Raw genomic sequence first — 18,344 nt, forward strand, 5'->3', positions numbered from 1 at the left:
CAAATGCTCACTGCTGCGGGCTATGATCAACGGGCTGGGAAGTATCGATACTTCTCAGCCCGCACAAATCATTTGAATCCAGGGGCGAGACTCAGGCCTCAGAATCAATTCCACGTTAAACTAGCACACCTATAACCTGTGCAATGGACCGGATCGGTCGACTTAGGGGGATTTAAGAATGAACGTATTGGTTATCGGATCAGGTGGCCGCGAGCACGCCCTGGCGTGGAAAGCAGCGCAAAACCCAAATGTCGGCACCGTCTATGTTGCCCCGGGCAACGCCGGCACTGCCCGTGAGCCCAAGCTGGAAAATATCGCAATCGGTGTGGATAACTTCGCCGCCCTGGCAGATTTCGCCGAGGAAAACGGCGTAGAGCTAACGATTGTCGGCCCTGAAGCACCGCTGGTAGAGGGTGTTGTCGATTTCTTTAATGCCCGTGGCCTCGCCATTTTTGGCCCCAGCAAAGGCGCCTCCCAACTGGAAGGCTCCAAAGCCTTTACTAAAGACTTCCTCGAGCGCCACAAGATCCCCACCGCTGCCTACCGCAATTTCACCGAAGTGGAGCCGGCGGTTGCCTACATTCGCGAGCGCGGCGCGCCCATCGTGGTTAAAGCCGACGGCTTGGCTGCGGGCAAGGGTGTAATCGTTGCCGAAACCGAAGAGCAGGCTGAGCTCGCTGTACGCGATATGCTGTCTGGAAACGCCTTTGGTGAAGCCGGCTGTCGCGTGGTTATCGAGGAGTTCCTCCAGGGTGAGGAAGCGAGCTTTATCGTGATGGTGGATGGTGAAAACATCCTGCCGATGGCCACCAGCCAGGATCACAAGCGCGTTGGCGATGGTGATACCGGCCCCAATACGGGCGGTATGGGTGCCTACTCCCCGGCACCGGTGGTGACCGACACCATTTACCAGCGCATTATGCAAGAGGTTATCGAGCCCACAGTTAAAGGCCTGGCTTCTGAGGGCACACCCTACACCGGTTTCCTCTACGCCGGCCTGATGATCGATAGCGACGGCACCCCGAAGGTTATCGAGTACAACTGTCGCTTTGGCGATCCGGAAACCCAGCCAATTATGATTCGCCTGAAATCAGACCTGGTCGACCTGTGCATGGCCGCTCTGGACAAGAAGCTGGACACTGTCACTGCTGAGTGGGATCCCCGCCCAGCCCTGGGTGTGGTACTTGCCGCGCACGGCTATCCCGGCAGCTACCGCAAAGGCGACGCCATCAGCGGCCTGGACAAAGCAGACAGTGACAACGCCAAGGTCTTCCACGCCGGTACCGCACTGGATGGTGAGCGCGTAGTCACCAATGGTGGCCGGGTGCTGTGCGCTACAGCATTAGGGGATACCGTCGCTGAAGCTCAGGAAAATGCCTATGGATCAGCTCGGGCTATCTACTGGGACGGCGTGTTCTTCCGGAAAGATATCGGCTACCGCGCTGTCGAAAGAGAAAAGGTTTCTGCAGAGCAGCAGGACTAACAGCTGGCATCGGCGGCCGCTCATCAGCGGTCGCCTCCCACAGGGAGCAGAATACTATGAGTAAACGCAGCCTCAGCGGACTCGATCGCCTGTTAATTCAAGCGGATCGGGCTCTGCGCACCCTGAGTCCCGGCGAACCCTGCCACGGCCGGGCATCCCCGGCGAAGGGTGAAGCCGAGACAGACCTCACCGACAGCGAACGCAAACATGCCGCTGGCCTTATGCGGGTCAACCATAGCGGTGAAGTCTGCGCCCAGGCGCTCTACCAGGGCCAGGCCCTGACCGCCAAGCTGCCCGAGGTGCGGGGGAAATGGAGCGCGCTGCCGATGAGGAGATCGACCATCTGGCCTGGTGTGAACAGCGCTTGAAGGAATTGGACAGCCGCCCCAGCCTACTCAACCCGCTGTGGTATGGCATGTCCTTTGGGCTCGGCGCCGCCGCCGGGAAAATCAGCGACCGAATCAGCCTCGGTTTTGTGGCCGCTACGGAAGACCAGGTGTGTAAACATCTTGAGAGCCACCTCGAAAAGCTTCCCGCCGACGACAAGAGAAGCCGTGCGGTAGTGGAACAGATGTTAATTGACGAAGACGAGCACGCCCACGCTGCACTGGCCGCCGGTGGTGCCCGCTTCCCCGCTCCGGTAAAAGGAGTGATGTCTCTGGTATCCAAAGTGATGACCTCGGCCAGTTATAAAATCTGACCGTTACTCTTCACTCATTAAAACGACTTGGATTTTAGGGAGGTTACGCCCAGTTTCCTCCCTCCCTTCCCGGCTAATTTCCCTTCAAGCTTCTTCAACGCTGTAGCTGTGCACAATCTCAACACCCGCATTGCGCAACATGATGGAGCCTGAGCAGTATTTCTCTGCGGAGAGTTCCACTGCACGGGCAACATGGGATTCCTTCAATCCGCGACCGCGCACTACAAACTTCATTTCAATTCGCTCAAACGGCGATGGGGTTGTATCCGGGCGCACACCTTCCAGTTCACAATGACAGGAAATAATGTCTTGTCTCGCCTTCTGTAAAATACTCACCACATCGTAAGCCGCGCAGCCACCGACGCCCAGCAAAATCATTTCCATCGGGCGCACACCATTATTTGTGCGGCCGCCTTCCATCACTACCGAATTACCACTGCCGGCTTCACCGACGAAGGTTAAATCATTTACCCAGGTTACTTTCCCCTGCATCACTCCACTCCCATTAAAACTTCAGCGGCGAAGCTTAGCATATTGGCGAAGTCTATCCCGGCACCTGTATGTTTCCGGTATAGTGTCTGGTACGCCTCCGCGCGAAAGCCGAATGACGCACGATCAAATGCTTTTTCTATGAACGCATCGTGGTTTATGAAGTCCAAGCGACCCAGTGCCATAGTGTCACAGGTCACACTGCGGAACTTTGCCGCGGTCAGCCCCTGTTGGGGATTTTGTTTTCGCGCGATAATTCAATAGTGCTCAGCTGCTAAAGCCGGGATAGAGCACAAGACAAAAAATGAGGAATAAATCCGTGACGGTTGCTATCGAAGACCCCATGACTATCGGCAATATTGAAGACTTTCTGGCCCACTGCCACCGGCGTCGCTACCCGGCCAAGAGCACAATTATCTATGCTGGCGACCGCTGTGAATCCCTTTATTTCATTATGCGCGGTTCCGTTACAGTTCTGATTGAGGACGATGAAGGCCGCGAAATGATCGTTGCCTACCTCAACGACGGAGACTTTTTCGGTGAGATGGGCCTGTTCGATCAGGACACCCGCAGTGCCTGGGTCCGCACCAAAACCGAGTGTGAGGTGGCAGAAATCTCCTACACCAAGTTCCAGGAACTCACTCGCCAGCACCCAGAGTTTCTTTTTGCCTTGGCCACCCAAATGGCAGGCCGACTGCGCAACACCACGCGCAAAGTTGGCGATCTCGCCTTCCTGGATGTCACCGGACGTGTCGCTCGCACCCTGCTCGATCTCTGCAATGAGCCGGATGCAATGACTCACCCCGAGGGCATGCAAATAAAAATCACCCGCCAGGAAATCGGCCGTATCGTCGGCTGCTCCCGGGAAATGGTGGGCCGTGTATTAAAAACCCTGGAAGAACAGGGCCTAGTTTCCGTTAAAGGTAAAACCATGGTGGTGTACGGTACCCGCTAGTAACCGAATAAATACACCGCATAAAAAAAGGGCGATTTTTACATCGCCCTTTTTTATTTCTACTACTGGAGTAAGCGGTCAGTTAAACATTTCCATCAGTTTCCTGCCCGGCTCCTCCTCCCGCATAAAGGCCTCTCCCACCAGGAAAGCATTGACGTTATGACCACGCATCGCTGCAACATCATCTGTGGTATGAATGCCACTTTCCGTGACCACAAGACGGTCTTCGGGGATCAAGTCCAATAACTTAAAGGTATTTTCCAGCTGCACATCGAAAGTGTGCAGATTGCGATTATTGATACCGATTAAGCGGTTAGGTAATGCCAGGGCCCTCTCCAACTCCTTGTGGTTATGCACTTCCACCAAGACATCCAAACCCAACTCCAAAGCGAGCCCGTTAAGATCCGCCATCTGTGGATCTTCCAGGCAGGCTGCAATCAGCAAAATACAGTCGGCCCCAATCGCGCGAGCTTCATAGATTTGGTAGGGATCAACGGTAAAGTCCTTGCGCAACACCGGTAGGCGTACGGCATCCCGGGCCTGCTGCAAGTAATTATCTGCGCCCTGAAAAAAGTCCACATCGGTTAGTACTGACAGACAAGCCGCGCCACCTTTTTCATAGCTGGTAGCAATTTCTGCAGGAAAGAAATCCTCGCGAATCACGCCTTTACTGGGAGAGGCTTTTTTAATTTCGGCAATTACTGCAGCCTCACCAGTGGAAATCTTGCGATCCACTGCATCGACGAAGCCTCTCGCCGGTTCCTGATCCCTGGCGCGAAGGCGAACTTCGTCGGTGGAGCACTCAGCCTTGCGCTCGGCAACCTCTTGCCACTTGCGCTCGACAATTGTTTTTAAAATGGTCGGTGTACTCACGATTGAATTTCCTCTGGGCGAAACGCACTGGTAAACGCGGCAAGATCGTTAATTTTCTCTCCGGCGAGACCGCTGTCGATAGCATCTTGTGCCATAGCGACACCTTGCTCTGCAGAGTGCGCAACGCCGCTGACATAAATTGCCAGGCCTGCGTTAAGCGCAATAATATCTGCGGCTTTTTGCCCCGCCTCAGTATTGCGCTTACCCAGCGCATCGCGAATCAGGGCCAGGGAGTCCTCGGAACCAGAAACACTAAGATCAGAGAGGTCACGGCGCTGCAAGCCAAAGTCTTCAGGCTTGAGGGTATATTCCTGCAAGGCACCATCCTTTAATTCCACAGCAAAGGTATCCGCAGCAATACTGGCTTCATCGAGCCCGTCTTCACTATGTAAAACCAGCACATGCTCTGAACCGAGCTTTTGCAAAACCTCAGCCAACAGGCGGCAGTAGCGCTTGTCATACACACCGATTACTTTGCGCTTTACCCCCGCCGGATTTGTCATCGGCCCGAGTAGATTGAAGATGGTACGCAGTCCCAATGCCTTTCGTGATGGGCCAACGTGGCGCATTGCATTGTGAAAGCTGGGCGCAAACATAAAGCCAATACCGATAGTCTCTACGCAACGCGCCATCTGTGAAGGGCTCAATTCTAAAAATACGCCGGCGTGCTCAAGCAGGTCCGCAGAACCACTACTGGACGACACCGAGCGATTGCCATGCTTGGCTACCTTAGCTCCGGCAGCAGCTGCCACAAAGCTGCTCGCACTGGACACGTTAAACAGATTGGCGCCATCACCGCCGGTGCCGACAATATCAACCGTGTTTTCCAGATCGAGCTCAACCTTTATCGCCAGCTCACGCATGGTTTCCACAGCGCCGACAATTTCATCGACTGTCTCCCCGCGAATGCGCAGTGCGATAAGGAGTGCGCCTATCTGTGACTCCAGCGCTTCGCCACACATAATCTGGCTCACGGTTTCGCGCATTTCTTCACGAGTAAGGTGTTCGCCATCCACCAGTTTGGCAATGGCCTGTTGAATATTCATTTTTCCCCCTTTGCCCCGCTCTGCTTATTGATTCTGGCGGGGCCTGCCCGCCGCGCACTTGTTCTCCGGTCCTCAAGACTCGATAAAGTTTCTCAACATATCGTGACCGTGCATGGTGAGAATCGACTCAGGATGAAATTGCACCCCTTCTACCGCTAATTCCCGGTGCTTCACGCCCATGATCTCGTCAATTTCACCATCCTCTGTCTCAGTCCAGGCGGTGATCTCCAGGCATTCCGGTAAACTGCTTTTCTCCACTACCAGTGAGTGATAGCGAGTCGCCTCAAATGGGTTGGACAAACCGTGGAACACCCCCAAGTTGTTGTGCACTATAGGGGATGTTTTGCCGTGCATAACCTGCCGGGCACGAACTACCCTGCCACCGAAGACCTGTCCAATACTCTGGTGCCCCAGACAAATACCCAAAATAGGGATACTGCCGGCAAAGCGGCGAATGGTATCGAGAGAAATACCCGCCTCATTGGGGGTACAGGGACCCGGCGAAATCACAATTTTCTCTGGCGCCATTGCCTCGATTTCTTCCAGGGTAATTTCGTCGTTGCGTTTTACCACCACTTTTGCACCCAGCTCTTCCAGGTACTGCACTACATTCCAGGTAAAGGAGTCGTAGTTATCGATCATTAAAATCATTGTGCGGCCCCCTTAGCCTCTGGTTGATAAGTGGATTCTTCCATTCTTTTTTGCAGGTGTGCGAGAGAGGCCTGAGTCAATTTTGGGGAAATATTAACTTCGCTCATCTTGCTCGACCTTTACAGAGTCACCACTTTTGGCCAGCGCCATACCGGCGGCACGGAAAAGCGCACGGGCCTTATTCATCGTTTCATTCCACTCTGATTGCGGGTCGGAATCCGCTACCAACCCGGCCCCCGCCTGTACATACAGTTGGCCATTCTTGATAACCGCTGTACGAATGGCTATAGCGGTATCCATGTTGCCATTCCACGCCAAATAACCCACTGCACCACCATAGATGCCGCGTTTCTCGGGCTCCAGCTCATCAATAATTTCCATTGCTCGAATCTTCGGCGCGCCCGACAAAGTACCGGCAGGCAGTGCCGCACGCAGTGCATCCATTGCAGTGAGGCCCGGCTTTAACTGGCCGACAACATTGGAGGTAATATGCATCACGTGGGAATAACGCTCGACAAACATTTGGTCAGTGACTCTGACGCTACCAGTATCAGCCACTCGGCCTATATCGTTGCGCCCCAGATCTATAAGCATCAGGTGCTCAGCGAGCTCTTTCGGATCTGCCAATAACTCCTTCTCCAGGGCCAAATCTTCCTCTTCAGAGGCTCCCCGGTGACGGGTTCCTGCCAGGGGGCGTACAGTCATCTCCCCTCCTCCAGGTGTACCAAAATTTCTGGACTGGAGCCCACCACATGGTGGTCACCGAGGTCGAGAAAATACATGTACGGCGACGGATTCAAACTGCGCAGGGCACGGTAAAAGTTTAGTGGCGGCGCCTCAAAAGGCGCAGACAGGCGCTGGGAGGGCACCACCTGCATCACATCGCCAGCAAGCACATACTCCTTAACCCGGTCTACAGCTCGCTTGAAGTTCTCTTCACCGAAGTGGGAGTGGAATTCACTCTCATCAATGCCGCGACCATGCAAATCGAGGGGTACCGTATCTGGTAGCGGTTGTGCCAACTGGTTTACCAGTTGATCCAAGCGCTGCTGAGATTTTTCATAGGCAGCCTCTTCATTGGCATCAGCATGGACAATCAAAATTACCGCACCGGCGAGATTATCAAAAACCACCAGTTCATCGCTGACCATCAAAAGAATATCCGGATTACCCAAGGTATCCGGCGGCGCACTGGCCGCAAGGCGTGGTTCGATATAGCGCACGCAATCGTAGCCAAAATAGCCCACTAGACCACCGTTGAAACGTGGTAGATCCTCTAACTCAGGCACCTTATAGCGCTGCTGAAACTGCTCAACAAACGCCAGGGGGTCTGAAGCGCTGTGGCTCTCTACAACCTCTCCATCAGTTTCCACGGTGATATCTGTGCCCTTAACCCTGAGCAGGGTTCGCGCCGGCAAGCCAATAATGGAATAGCGTCCCCACTTTTCTCCGCCCTGAACCGATTCCAGCAAGTAGCTGTAGCGGCCTCCGGCCAGTTTCAAATAGGTGGACAGTGGCGTTTCAATATCTGCCAGCACACGCCTTACCAGGGGGATACGGTTATAACCCTCAGACGCAAGTTGAGCGTATTCAGTAGGGGTCATGGAGACTCCGATCAGTTTTTCATTTTTTATGATTGGCGCCAGAGTATAAGCAGCGCCCACGGGAAAGGTGCCACAATCGCCAAACTCGATTGGGCTTCAGCAGGTCAGTGGCGCCATCGCCAGCTGTTTGTCAGGGAGAAAGAGTGGTTCACGGAAATTCCCTCAGTGCAGGCGCACAAGTTAACAAATCCCGTCTATGGCGGGCAAGAGATTGCCCGCCAGTTTTGCAAATTAAGCCAAACTCTTGCGCATAGCCGCAATCACTTTAGCGTAGTCCGGGGTATTAAAGATGGCGGAGCCAGCGACAAAAGTATCCGCTCCAGCCGCCGCAATTTCAGCAATATTGTCGCGGTTTACCCCGCCATCGATCTCGAGGCGGATATCAAACCCAGACTCATCAATCAACTTGCGGGCTTCTTTGAGCTTGGTCAGGGTATTGGGGATAAACTTCTGCCCGCCAAACCCAGGGTTTACCGACATCAGCAGGATCATATCCAGCTTATCCATCACATACTTGGCGGCATCGAGACCACTGGCGGGATTGAATACCAAACCGGCCTTACAGCCAAGACTGCGGATCAATTGCAGGGATCGGTCCGGGTGGCGAGAGGCTTCTGGGTGAAACGTGATATAGGTGGCACCGGCATCGGCAAACATGCGAATCATTTCATCGACCGGCTCCACCATCAGGTGAACATCAATCGGAGCTTCAACACCGTGTTTTCGCAGGGCCTGGCATACCATAGGGCCAATCGTAAGATTTGGCACATAGTGATTGTCCATCACATCAAAATGCACCCAGTCCGCTCCAGCTGCCAACACATTGTCCACCTCTTCACCCAAGCGGGCGAAATCTGCGGAGAGAATAGAGGGGGCAATCTTGTAATCTGACATCAGAATATCCTTCGGTAACTCAACTTTCGCCAGAGAGTCGGCGATCTAAATTTTCCAGGCGCTCGGGAGTTCCCACATCGCACCAGTCTCCCTCGTAGAGTTCAGCTTGTAACCTGCCCTCATTAAAGGTGAACACTTCTCCAAGCCCAAAACACTCGCGGCGCTTCGGGTATTCAGTAAGGGTTTCAGCTCGCAGCCAACTAATACCGGCAAAGGTATAGCGGGGCTTAGCTGTACCCGACAACAAACCACCCTCCATGCCGAAATCCCCATCGGGGTTATGGGGAGGATTGGGGACCATCAAAAGGCGTCCGGGGCAAGACTCCGGCAGCGCTCTCTCAATCCACTGCGACAAGTCATAGTCACACCAAACATCACCATTAACCACCAGAAAAGATGAATCGCCGATCAATGGCAGAGCCTTGAGAATCCCCCCAGCAGTTTCCAGTGGTTCCTCCTCATGCTCGACAGAGTAGTTAATTTCGACCCCCCAGCGGGAACCAGAACCGAGCTGCTGGCGAATTTTGGGCCCTAAGTAACCCAGGTTAATCACGATCTTTTGCACACCAATAGCGGCCAAGCGCTCAATTGCATATTCAATCAGGGGCTTTCCGGCAACCGGCAACAAGGGCTTGGGTGTTTGGTCCGTCAGCGGGCGCATACGACGCCCAAAGCCTGCTGCCAATACCATGGCAGTCAAAGGGGAATTCTTTTTGGGTTTGCTCATTAAATTTATCTGTACAGTTTCCGTGCAGCCTACTTCGGCAAATCACCTGCACTGCGGTAGTCGCAGTACCAGGGCAGAGACTCTATCTGCGGCAGCAAAATGCCACCGAACCAGTCAGCAAAAGGCTTCAGCTCAGGGTAGCGCCCGGCGGTTTCCAAAACATAGCGAATCACTAGTGGCAGGTGCTGCAAATAGCCCTGTTTTCCATCCCTCAGACTGAGGCGCGGGAACAGGCCCAGTACTTTGATGTGACGCTGTAATCCCATCCAGTCGAACCATCTCAGGTAGAGCTGCGGGTCCACCGGCTGCATAACGCCCGCAGCTTCAGCGGTCGCGGCATAAGCCAGCACCCATCGCTCTACCCGCTCGCGGGGCCAGCGGATATAGCAATCCCTAAGCAAAGACACCAGATCGTAGGTAGCAGGCCCCCACACCGCATCCTGAAAATCGACAATCCCGGGCCGCTCTCCATCGCGAATCATCAGATTGCGGCTGTGATAGTCCCGATGAACAATAGTGTGGGGCTGCTCTTCAGCACTGTTGAGCAATAACTCAAAGGTTTGCTCCAGTAGCTTTTCTTCTTGCTGATCGAGTTGATGTCCGAGTAATTCTCGCACCAGCCACTCGGGCATAACCCGCATTTCCTTCAAAAGCAGTTCACGGCTATAAGCTGGGAACAGTTGTTCCTCAAAAGGGATCTGTTGAAGGCATAAAAGTTCACTCATTACCTCTGCATAGAGTCCTTCAACACTCTCGTCATCGAGCACACTATAGAGCTGGGTATCCCCGAGGTCCTCCAGTAACAAATAACCTTCCGCAGTATCTGCTGCTACCACCATCGGTGTGTGAATACCATTGCGACGCAAGTAATCGGCCAGAGCCACAAATCGAGCGGGATTGGTCAACTCGGGAGGCGTGTCCACGGCTATCAGTGGCGGCTCGGTTCGAGTACGAAAATAGCGACGAAACCCGGCATCTCCAGCCAGGCTCGACAAATCAGCCGGAGTACCCATATCCAGGGCCACACCAACCCACTCACTCAATGCGCTGCATCGGGGATCGGAGTCGATCTCGCACCCTTGCTCAACTTCACCGCTCGATCTTAAACTCATTTCATGACTTCCAACTGTTTCTAGCTGCATTTTAACCCTGAGCCTCCCTGCGTCCAGAGACGCCACTGTTAATTCTCGGAAGTCCTACTTTGCCTTACACAAAAGCAGAACACGAGTCCCAGGTAATTTGTGTTTCAGGGTCGAATTTCCACCCGTAGCATTACGGCTCCAGTACGGCTATTAACCACTTCTACATTCAAGTAGAATCGGGCGATGATTTTGCGCGCCCCGGCTCGAAAGCTGTCGCACGTATCTATCGATAAAGAAACACTAAAAGATAGCTGGAACATATCGTTTGATGCTTGAAGTCTCCCGGTGGCGTCGCCTCGCTCTGGCGATTGCTAATAACTCCCAAGCCCGCTCTGTCGTTCTCGGCCTGATCGCTGCGCAGCCGTTGTGGGCGCAAGCCAATCAAGGGGAACCAACCCCCGATCCCGATTACAACCCCTATTTGTACCTGGACTGGTTACCCCGCTCTGAGCTAACCCCAGAAGAGCAAGCCAACCTGCCAGCAGTGTGCTCTGGTGCCTTCGTGGCCCCTCCGCGAAACTATCCCGGCTCTGACCTCCCCCTGGAGAAGCCCCCTTAGGGCTACTGCGGAGAAGTCACGATGGCTGGAGGACGGTTCCGCTGAGCTGAGCGGAAATGTACATATCACTCAGGGTTACCGACAGTTGTTTGCCGACCAGGTCAAACTGGACCGCCCTGAAAATATTGCCACTTTAAACGGCGCTATTGAACTTCGGGAGCCCGGTTTGCTGATCCGTGGTTCCTCCGCTGAAGTCCATACCAAAAGCGAAGCTGCCTCCGTTGAAGATGCCACCTATGTGGTACACGATGCTTTTATCCACGGTGGGGCCGAGCTGGTAGCACGTCAAACCAGTGGCGAGTTAACCCTGACCGAAGGCACATATACCCGCTGTGAGCCCGGACGTGAGTTCTGGCAGCTCACAGGCCGTGAGATCAATATCGATGAAGTAGAGAGTCAGGGTACTGCGCGGGATGTGCGCTTGAAGATTCTAGACGTGCCTGTTTTATACCTGCCGTATTTCCGCTTCCCGGTGGGCGACGCGCGCATGTCCGGCTTTCTGTTTCCCACACTCAGTAACAGCGACAAGAATGGCTGGGATCTCGCCATCCCCTACTACTGGAACATCGCCCCCCAAATGGACGCCACCATCTCCCCGCGCTATATCCAGCATCGCGGTGCCGGGTTGGAGGTCGAATTCAGACACTTGGCAGAAATGTTCAGTACTGAAATACGTCTGGCCGACTTGCCCGATGACGATGGCGGCAACAATGATCTTGCCCAGGACCTGATTGATGAAGGCTTTCCTGAGGATCTGGTTCTCCCTTATAAAGGTGAGGACCGTTGGCTCATCAGTTTAGAGCAGCAAGGGGGGTACAGCGGCAGTATTTGGCGGACCGATATCGATTATACCAAGGTCAGTGACCCCGACTATTTCCGCGATTTGAGCACAGCTAATCTCGATATCAATGCAGAAACCAGAGTTAGTCAAAAGGTTCAAGGCTTACTGCGAAGCGAACATTGGAAAGCAACCTTACGTACTCAGGATTATCAAGTACTAGAAAACGACGCCTTTGATACATTTGCCCAATATCCCCGCTTTGATGTCGATGGCGATTATCGCTGGGATGACTGGCTACTCACTATGCAAAATGAAGTCACCAGTTGGGATCACAGCGATACGCAGACGATTCGATACATCGAAGATACCGATGATCCCGACAGTGTCGTCACTGAGACAAGAAACTTTATTACTGCAGATAGACTGCGCCTCGACTATGAATTCTTCTGGGATAAAGAATGGCTCTGGGGATATTTTAAGCCGGGAGTGGCCGGGCGCTACCTCGCATATAGTGTGAGTGACCAATTCCTACCCGAAGATGCCGACGATACTCCAGACGCGGCTGCCGCCCAGTTTATTCTGGATACAGGGCTCTACTTTGAACGGGATAGTCACATTTTCAATCGCGATTTTATTCAGACTCTAGAGCCCCGGTTATTCACCCTGATCAGCAGCAATGCCGATCAAAGTGATTTTGATATCAGTGATGGCGCCGATGATATCAACGCTAGCAGTAACAACCTGTTATACGATACATCGCTATACACCTTCAGTTATGACCAGTTATTCCGCGATAGCCGTTTTACCGGTAACGACCGAATCGACGATGCAGACAGACTTGCCCTTGGCCTGACAACCAAGTATATCGACCCCATAAGTGGTCGAGATCTGTTTTCAGCGAGTATCGGGCAGATTTATTATTCCAGTGACACCCAAATTGGCCGCACCTCTTACATTGAGGATACCCCACGGTCAGAACTAGCTGCGCGAATCGAAAGTCGCCCTTTCCAGTCTTTGCGCCTGGGCACTGAACTGGTCTATGAGGATAGTGAGCACAACATCAATCGTGGCAACTTCAGCCTGCGTTATTTTGACGACGAATTCCGCATCTTTAACTTAAGCTACTACTACGAGCGCCCAGACTCCACAGATGATGAGGACGAAGATGAGGATGAAACAGTAAGTCAGCTGAACGCCTCAACGGCCCTCCCACTTAGTACCCATACCTCACTCATGGCAAGTGCCAGCTATGATCTTACTTTGAATCGGGAACTGGAATACTTGGCAGGTATCGAATATGACGACTGCTGCTACCGTACCCGACTAGTGTGGCGTCGCACGCTGGACAATGATCTCGCAGGGGTTGTATCAGCTGAAGACCTAGAGTACGACGAGGGCATCTACCTCGAAGTCGAACTCAAAGGATTAGCGGGTTTTGGTTCAACCGTGACAGAAATGCTGACCCAGGGGATTGCCAACTTTGATCAGAGAGAAGAGCTGAAACAGTGATGAGAATAATTAAGAAGTTCATACCGAAATTGGGCCTGACGCCCTTACTGGCTGTAGGCGCCCTGATTGCCACTACAGCCACTGCGCAAGTCAGGAACCTTGACCGGGTAGTCGCTGTTGTTGATGACGATGTTGTGATGGCCAGTGAACTGACCCAGCGCATGAATACCATCACCAGCCAGATTCAAGCGCAACAGGTGCAGGCTCCGCCTGTAGACATATTACGCCGGCAGGTACTTGAACAGCTGATTATCGAGCGTTTGCAGCTGCAGATGGCCTCTCGTGCTGGCGTCACTGTCTCCGAATCCGAACTAGACCAGGCTATAGCCCGGGTTCAGCAAAATGCGGGAGTCAGCCCTGAAGTGTTCCGTCAGCGTCTACTCGCAGATGGTATGAGCATGAAAAGCTTCCGCCAGCAAATCCGCCAGGAACTGATGATTCGCCGTGTTGAACAAGGCAGCGTTAACCGTCGTATCCAGATTACAGATCAGGATATTGATAACTTCCTACGCTCCAAGGAAGGGGAGTTTTGGAAGTCCCCCCAGTTTGAGCTAGGGCATATCCTAATTCCCGTAAGTTCCAGCGCTCCCACCAGTGAAGTTACCCAGGCCCGGGAAAAGGCTGAGGATCTAGCTAAGCAAGCCAGAGATGGCACCGACTTCCGCCGCCTGGCAATTGCGAACTCTGCTGGTCAAAATGCTCTTTCCGGTGGCGACCTGGGCTGGCGCAAGACTGTCGAGCTCCCCACTCTGTTTGCCGATGCTCTCACAGACCTAAAAGCCGGCGATGTGACCGAACCTTTCCGTAGTGATGCAGGCTTCCATCTGCTAAAAATTCATGCTCAGAAAGGTGCCAGCGAGCAGCTGGTAGAGCAGACAAAAGTTCGCCATATCCTACTTAAGCCATCGGCTATTCTCACCGACGACCAAGCTTACAATAAGCTGATTGAACTACGTGAAGAAGCTATGGCCAGTGATAACTTTAGTGAATTGGCACGCGAAAATTCAGAAGATATTGGCTCGATGCTATCCGGCGGCGACCTTGGCTGGTCTATGCCCGGGCAGTTCGTACCTGAGTTTACCCAGGCTATGGACGCAACGGAGATTGGTAATATCAGTCTACCCTTCCGCAGCCAGTTTGGCTGGCACATCCTGCAGGTTGAAGATCGCCGTAAACAGGACATGACCGATCAATATATCCGCAATCAGGCCGCTAACTTGCTGCGCAATCGTCGCTACGAAGAGGAGTTGCAAAACTGGCGCCGTGAAATTCGCGACCAGGCATACGTTGAAATCAAGCTGCCAGACTCTGAGACAACTGAGGATTCAGTGGATCAACAGTAAACCGCTTAATCAGCGGGAAAAGCCGGGCCCTGTGCCCGGTTTTTTTTGTAGCTACAGGAAAGTTATACAAATGATTCCTAAAATTGCCTTCACCCCTGGAGAGCCCGCAGGTATCGGCCCTGAACTCGCCGTGAAAATTGCGCAAGGGGGTTCTTCAGCACAGATTGTCGCAATAGCTGATCCTCAGCTGCTAACAGATACTGCTGAGGCTCTGGGGTTACCAATCAAGCTCCTTCCTCTGTCCGATAAAGCAAATGACGGGACACCACCCGGCAGCCTCTATATTTTGCCGATCACAATGGCCGAGCCAGCCAAGCCAGGACAGCTTAATACAGCTAATGCGCACTATGTTTTGGAAACTCTTTCAGTTGCAGCAGAGGGCTGCCTATCAGGCGAGTTTGATGCCCTGGTAACAGGGCCAGTACACAAAGGTGTCATTAACGAGGCGGGAACATCGTTTAGCGGCCATACCGAGTTTTTTGCTGAAAAAGCCAAGGTTGAACGTGTGGTAATGATGTTAGCCGCAGACGACCTTCGTGTTGCTCTTGTGACAACCCACCTCCCCCTCAAGGATGTGAGTAGTGCGATCAGTCGTCCACTTATTGAGCAGGTTATTACCATCCTCGACAAAAGTTTGCGGGAACATTTTTGTATTCCCAGTCCTCGCATCAGTGTATGCGGCCTCAATCCACATGCTGGAGAAGGCGGGCATCTGGGGCGGGAAGAAATAGAGATCATCGAACCCACGCTCGAGCGCTTACGCAGCCAGGGTATATCCCTGAAGGGCCCACTGCCAGCAGATACCCTTTTTACCCCTCCCCATTTATCAGAATGTGACGCCGTTTTAGCTATGTATCACGACCAGGGGCTTCCAGTGTTAAAATTCAAGGGTTTTGGCCACGCAGTTAATATCACTTTGGGGCTACCCTTTATCCGCACCTCGGTAGATCACGGTACAGCTCTCAATATTGCGGGCACAGGCTCCGCAGAGTGCGGCAGCCTCCAGGCGGCACTAACCCAGGCTATCGCGCTGGCCAAGTTACGCAGTTCCTAACCAACACTAAAATTTGCCTGGAGAAAAGTGTCAACCACACCCTCACTGAAGTGTGTGCAGTAAATGGCCCCGAAGGGCATATCAACTGAAATATTCACTAACATTCCAAGGCTTAACCGCAAAATTAATCCAGGTTACAGATATATCAATGGATAACTTCTTTCAACACAAAGCCCGTAAACGCTTTGGACAAAACTTTCTCGTCGATGAAAATATTATCGAGCGTATTGTTCGTTCGGTAGGCCCCAAGGAATCCGACACCCTGATTGAAATCGGCCCGGGCCAGGGTGCAATCACTGAATTACTATTAAAACGCTGTCCATCCCTTACCGCTGTAGAGCTAGATCGGGACCTGATTCCGATGCTGGAATTTAAATTCAGGGAATACCCCGAGTTCAGCATTATTGAGCAGGACGCATTGAAATTTGACTTTGGCACCTTTGCCGGTAATAAGCAGCTGCGCATCGTCGGTAACCTGCCGTATAACATATCCACACCGCTACTGTTCCACCTGCTCAGCTTTCGCGGACAAGTCCAGGATATGCATTTTATGCTACAGAAAGAAGTAGTAGACCGGCTCAGCGCAACGCCATCCACCAAATCTTATGGACGACTTAGCGTGATGGTTCAATACTACTGTCGCGTACAGGGCCTGTTCCCTGTCCCCCCGCAGTCCTTCCGGCCCGCCCCCAAAGTCGATTCTGCCATCGTGAGGTTGGTTCCCCACAACACCCTGCCATTTACTGCAAAAGATGAAGGACTATTAGAGAGAATCGTCAATATTGCCTTCCAACAACGCCGCAAGACTCTGCGCAATGCCCTTAAACCCCTTTTTCCAGATCTCAACCCCGAGCAACTACCCGTAGATGCCGGCCGCCGACCTGAAACCTTAAGTGTCGAGGACTTTGTTAAACTGGCCGACTACTGTACAAACTTGCAGCAGCAATAATTATTTTTCATATTTTTGGGGGAAACCTTGGCAACTTACGCCATCGGAGATATTCAAGGATGCTTTGCAGCTTTTCAAAGCCTTCTCAAGAAAATCAATTTTAGTGCTGACCGTGACAAACTCTGGCTTGCCGGAGATTTGGTTCACCGGGGTGAAGACAGCCTGAGCACTCTTCGTTTTCTCTATGAGCACCGCCAACAGGTGACAGCAGTATTAGGCAATCATGATCTGCATTTACTGGCGATTGCTCACGGCGCTAAGTCCTTATCTGAAAAAGAACATGACCTTGCCAAGGTTTTAAACGCAAAGGACGCTGATAATTTACTGGAATGGCTACAAAGCCTTCCCCTTCTAGTACACAAGAAGGGTTACACCATGGTGCACGCTGGCATCCCTCCCATTTGGAGTGTTACGAAAGCCCTAAAACTCGCCACTGAAGTCCATAAAGCCCTCGCCGACGAAGCTATGGCAAAAGCATATTTTTATGGTATGTATGGCAATGAACCACATTGTTGGGATGACCACTTGATCGGCATTGAGCGCCTGCGCTCCATTACCAATTATTTTACAAGAATGCGTTTTTGTAAGGCGGATGGCACTCTGGACCTGATCAATAAAAAGGGGGTCCAGGCCTCTCACGGTGAATACCAGCCCTGGTTTAGCTTTCCCGATCGAAAAACCAGAAATGACAAAATTATTTTTGGGCATTGGGCTGCCCTGGAAGGCCGCGCAGATACTGAGAATATCTATGCCCTAGACACAGGTTGCGTTTGGGGAGGGTACCTGACTGCAATGCGATTAAGTGATGAAGAATTTTTTTGTACCGATTGTAGTTTTTAGTAGCCCTAAAAGCCCCCACAAAATAAACAGGAAAAGACTCCTGTTGTAACATTAACTGATTGTTGCCACTTAACCAGCTCAGCAACAATCAGCTCTTAACTTAATAGGCGCAACTACATATTACAGCGGACTTATATTACCTGTGAGAGCTTTTCTAAAGTTGCTTCAGGATTAGCTAATTTACGACTAACCAACTGCCTTATAACCTCAACCAACTCTCGGGAAGTTTCGTTCTCTACTATCTTAAAGAAACTTTCAATCCCTTTTTCTCCCCCGCTTTCAATTTCTTCTCGATAATTTCTCCATAATGAATAAATACTTGCAGAGCCATTACTTTTCTCCTGCAAGGACTGATCAATTGCCCGATGTATAAGTAGGCCACAACTATAATATAGATCAAACCTTCCATGGTTAGCTGCTTCTACCAACGAAAATTTTTTCAAACCGTTCGAACAACTCGCCCTAAATTTATCAACTTTGGCATAAACATACTTTTCAAAATTAGGGTATAAATCTAGCAGAGCCGAGGCTGCCAGCCAGCCCGCATTCCCCTCATGTAACCAGGAGTCTCGAACATCCTCTGACAAGACTTTATCTTTACCTTCCTGATGAAAATGAGCCACTTCATGGGCAAAAAACCAAATAATGTCACTAACAAAATTAGGTTCCGACAATTTTTCATCAAAGTCATTCCAATTCCAGTGCATGAATATCTGGTTGGGTAAGGTCCCCCCTGATAATCATT

At 52.1% G+C, this 18,344-nt stretch carries 16 protein-coding genes and 2 pseudogenes; 9 read left to right on the forward strand and 9 right to left on the reverse strand.

What is annotated here, in order from left to right:
• Positions 1-178 precede the first annotated feature (178 nt).
• Together purD and coq7 are read left to right on the forward strand one after the other, a co-directional pair.
• Complete coding sequence (gene purD, locus P0078_RS11320; protein ID WP_282934441.1) at positions 179-1,483, forward strand: phosphoribosylamine--glycine ligase; 1,305 nt, start codon at positions 179-181, stop codon at positions 1,481-1,483.
• 56 nt (positions 1,484-1,539) lie between these two features.
• A pseudogene (gene coq7, locus P0078_RS11325) lies at positions 1,540-2,183 on the forward strand (2-polyprenyl-3-methyl-6-methoxy-1,4-benzoquinone monooxygenase).
• A gap of 84 nt (positions 2,184-2,267) precedes the next feature.
• Here the strand turns inward: coq7 and P0078_RS11330 are convergent.
• Positions 2,268-2,675 carry an OsmC family protein gene (locus P0078_RS11330; protein WP_282934442.1) on the reverse strand — a complete coding sequence of 136 codons (408 nt, stop codon included), beginning with the start codon at positions 2,673-2,675 and terminating at the stop codon, positions 2,268-2,270.
• Between the two features lie 301 nt (positions 2,676-2,976).
• Between P0078_RS11330 and crp the strand changes: the two genes are divergently transcribed.
• Positions 2,977-3,627, forward strand: coding sequence for a cAMP-activated global transcriptional regulator CRP (crp, locus tag P0078_RS11335; RefSeq protein WP_051089460.1), 651 nt, complete (start codon positions 2,977-2,979; stop codon positions 3,625-3,627).
• 78 nt (positions 3,628-3,705) lie between these two features.
• Here the strand turns inward: crp and trpC are convergent, their stop codons facing one another.
• From trpC to P0078_RS11370, 7 genes and pseudogenes are all read right to left on the reverse strand, one after another.
• Positions 3,706-4,503 (reverse strand): indole-3-glycerol phosphate synthase TrpC, encoded by a 798-nt coding sequence (gene trpC, locus P0078_RS11340; RefSeq protein WP_282934593.1) that lies wholly within the window; start codon positions 4,501-4,503, stop codon positions 3,706-3,708.
• Positions 4,497-5,546, reverse strand: coding sequence for an anthranilate phosphoribosyltransferase (gene trpD, locus P0078_RS11345; RefSeq protein ID WP_282934443.1), 1,050 nt, complete (start codon positions 5,544-5,546; stop codon positions 4,497-4,499). Before trpD ends, trpC begins: the two co-directional genes overlap by 7 nt.
• 72 nt (positions 5,547-5,618) lie before the next feature.
• Positions 5,619-6,197, reverse strand: a complete 579-nt coding sequence (locus tag P0078_RS11350; RefSeq protein WP_282934444.1) for an anthranilate synthase component II — start codon at positions 6,195-6,197, stop codon at positions 5,619-5,621.
• Positions 6,198-6,290: 93 nt separating this feature from the next.
• Positions 6,291-7,801 (reverse strand): annotated as a pseudogene (gene trpE / locus P0078_RS11355) (anthranilate synthase component I).
• Between the two features lie 231 nt (positions 7,802-8,032).
• Positions 8,033-8,695, reverse strand: coding sequence for a ribulose-phosphate 3-epimerase (rpe, locus tag P0078_RS11360; protein ID WP_282934445.1), 663 nt, complete (start codon positions 8,693-8,695; stop codon positions 8,033-8,035).
• Positions 8,696-8,714: 19 nt separating this feature from the next.
• Positions 8,715-9,422, reverse strand: a complete 708-nt coding sequence (locus P0078_RS11365; protein ID WP_282934446.1) for a nucleotidyltransferase family protein — start codon at positions 9,420-9,422, stop codon at positions 8,715-8,717.
• 29 nt (positions 9,423-9,451) lie between these two features.
• Positions 9,452-10,564, reverse strand: coding sequence for an aminoglycoside phosphotransferase family protein (locus tag P0078_RS11370; protein WP_282934447.1), 1,113 nt, complete (start codon positions 10,562-10,564; stop codon positions 9,452-9,454).
• A gap of 265 nt (positions 10,565-10,829) precedes the next feature.
• Here P0078_RS11370 and P0078_RS11375 point away from each other — a divergent pair, with 265 nt between their 5' ends.
• From P0078_RS11375 to P0078_RS11400, 6 genes are all read left to right on the forward strand, one after another.
• On the forward strand, positions 10,830-11,123 hold the full coding sequence (locus P0078_RS11375; protein WP_282934448.1) for a hypothetical protein: 294 nt from the start codon (positions 10,830-10,832) through the stop codon (positions 11,121-11,123).
• Complete coding sequence (locus tag P0078_RS11380; RefSeq protein ID WP_282934449.1) at positions 11,059-13,413, forward strand: LPS-assembly protein LptD; 2,355 nt, start codon at positions 11,059-11,061, stop codon at positions 13,411-13,413. The genes P0078_RS11375 and P0078_RS11380 overlap by 65 nt, the downstream gene beginning before the upstream one ends.
• The gene (locus tag P0078_RS11385) at positions 13,413-14,756 is read left to right on the forward strand and encodes a peptidylprolyl isomerase (RefSeq protein WP_282934594.1); all 1,344 of its coding nucleotides are present in this window, start codon (positions 13,413-13,415) and stop codon (positions 14,754-14,756) included. Before P0078_RS11380 ends, P0078_RS11385 begins: the two co-directional genes overlap by 1 nt.
• Before the next feature lie 70 nt (positions 14,757-14,826).
• Positions 14,827-15,810, forward strand: a complete 984-nt coding sequence (gene pdxA / locus P0078_RS11390) for a 4-hydroxythreonine-4-phosphate dehydrogenase PdxA (protein ID WP_282934450.1) — start codon at positions 14,827-14,829, stop codon at positions 15,808-15,810.
• Between the two features lie 148 nt (positions 15,811-15,958).
• The gene (rsmA, locus tag P0078_RS11395) at positions 15,959-16,759 is read left to right on the forward strand and encodes a 16S rRNA (adenine(1518)-N(6)/adenine(1519)-N(6))-dimethyltransferase RsmA (protein WP_282934451.1); all 801 of its coding nucleotides are present in this window, start codon (positions 15,959-15,961) and stop codon (positions 16,757-16,759) included.
• 27 nt (positions 16,760-16,786) lie between these two features.
• Complete coding sequence (locus tag P0078_RS11400) at positions 16,787-17,599, forward strand: symmetrical bis(5'-nucleosyl)-tetraphosphatase (protein WP_282934452.1); 813 nt, start codon at positions 16,787-16,789, stop codon at positions 17,597-17,599.
• A 131-nt stretch (positions 17,600-17,730) separates the two neighbouring features.
• Here the strand turns inward: P0078_RS11400 and P0078_RS11405 are convergent, their stop codons facing one another.
• A complete protein-coding gene (locus P0078_RS11405; protein WP_282934453.1) occupies positions 17,731-18,306 on the reverse strand; it encodes a hypothetical protein in 576 nt (191 codons plus the stop codon).
• Positions 18,307-18,344: the final 38 nt, after the last annotated feature.

It is taken from the genome of Microbulbifer sp. VAAF005 (assembly GCF_030012985.1).
Taxonomy (GTDB): Bacteria; Pseudomonadota; Gammaproteobacteria; order Pseudomonadales; family Cellvibrionaceae; genus Microbulbifer.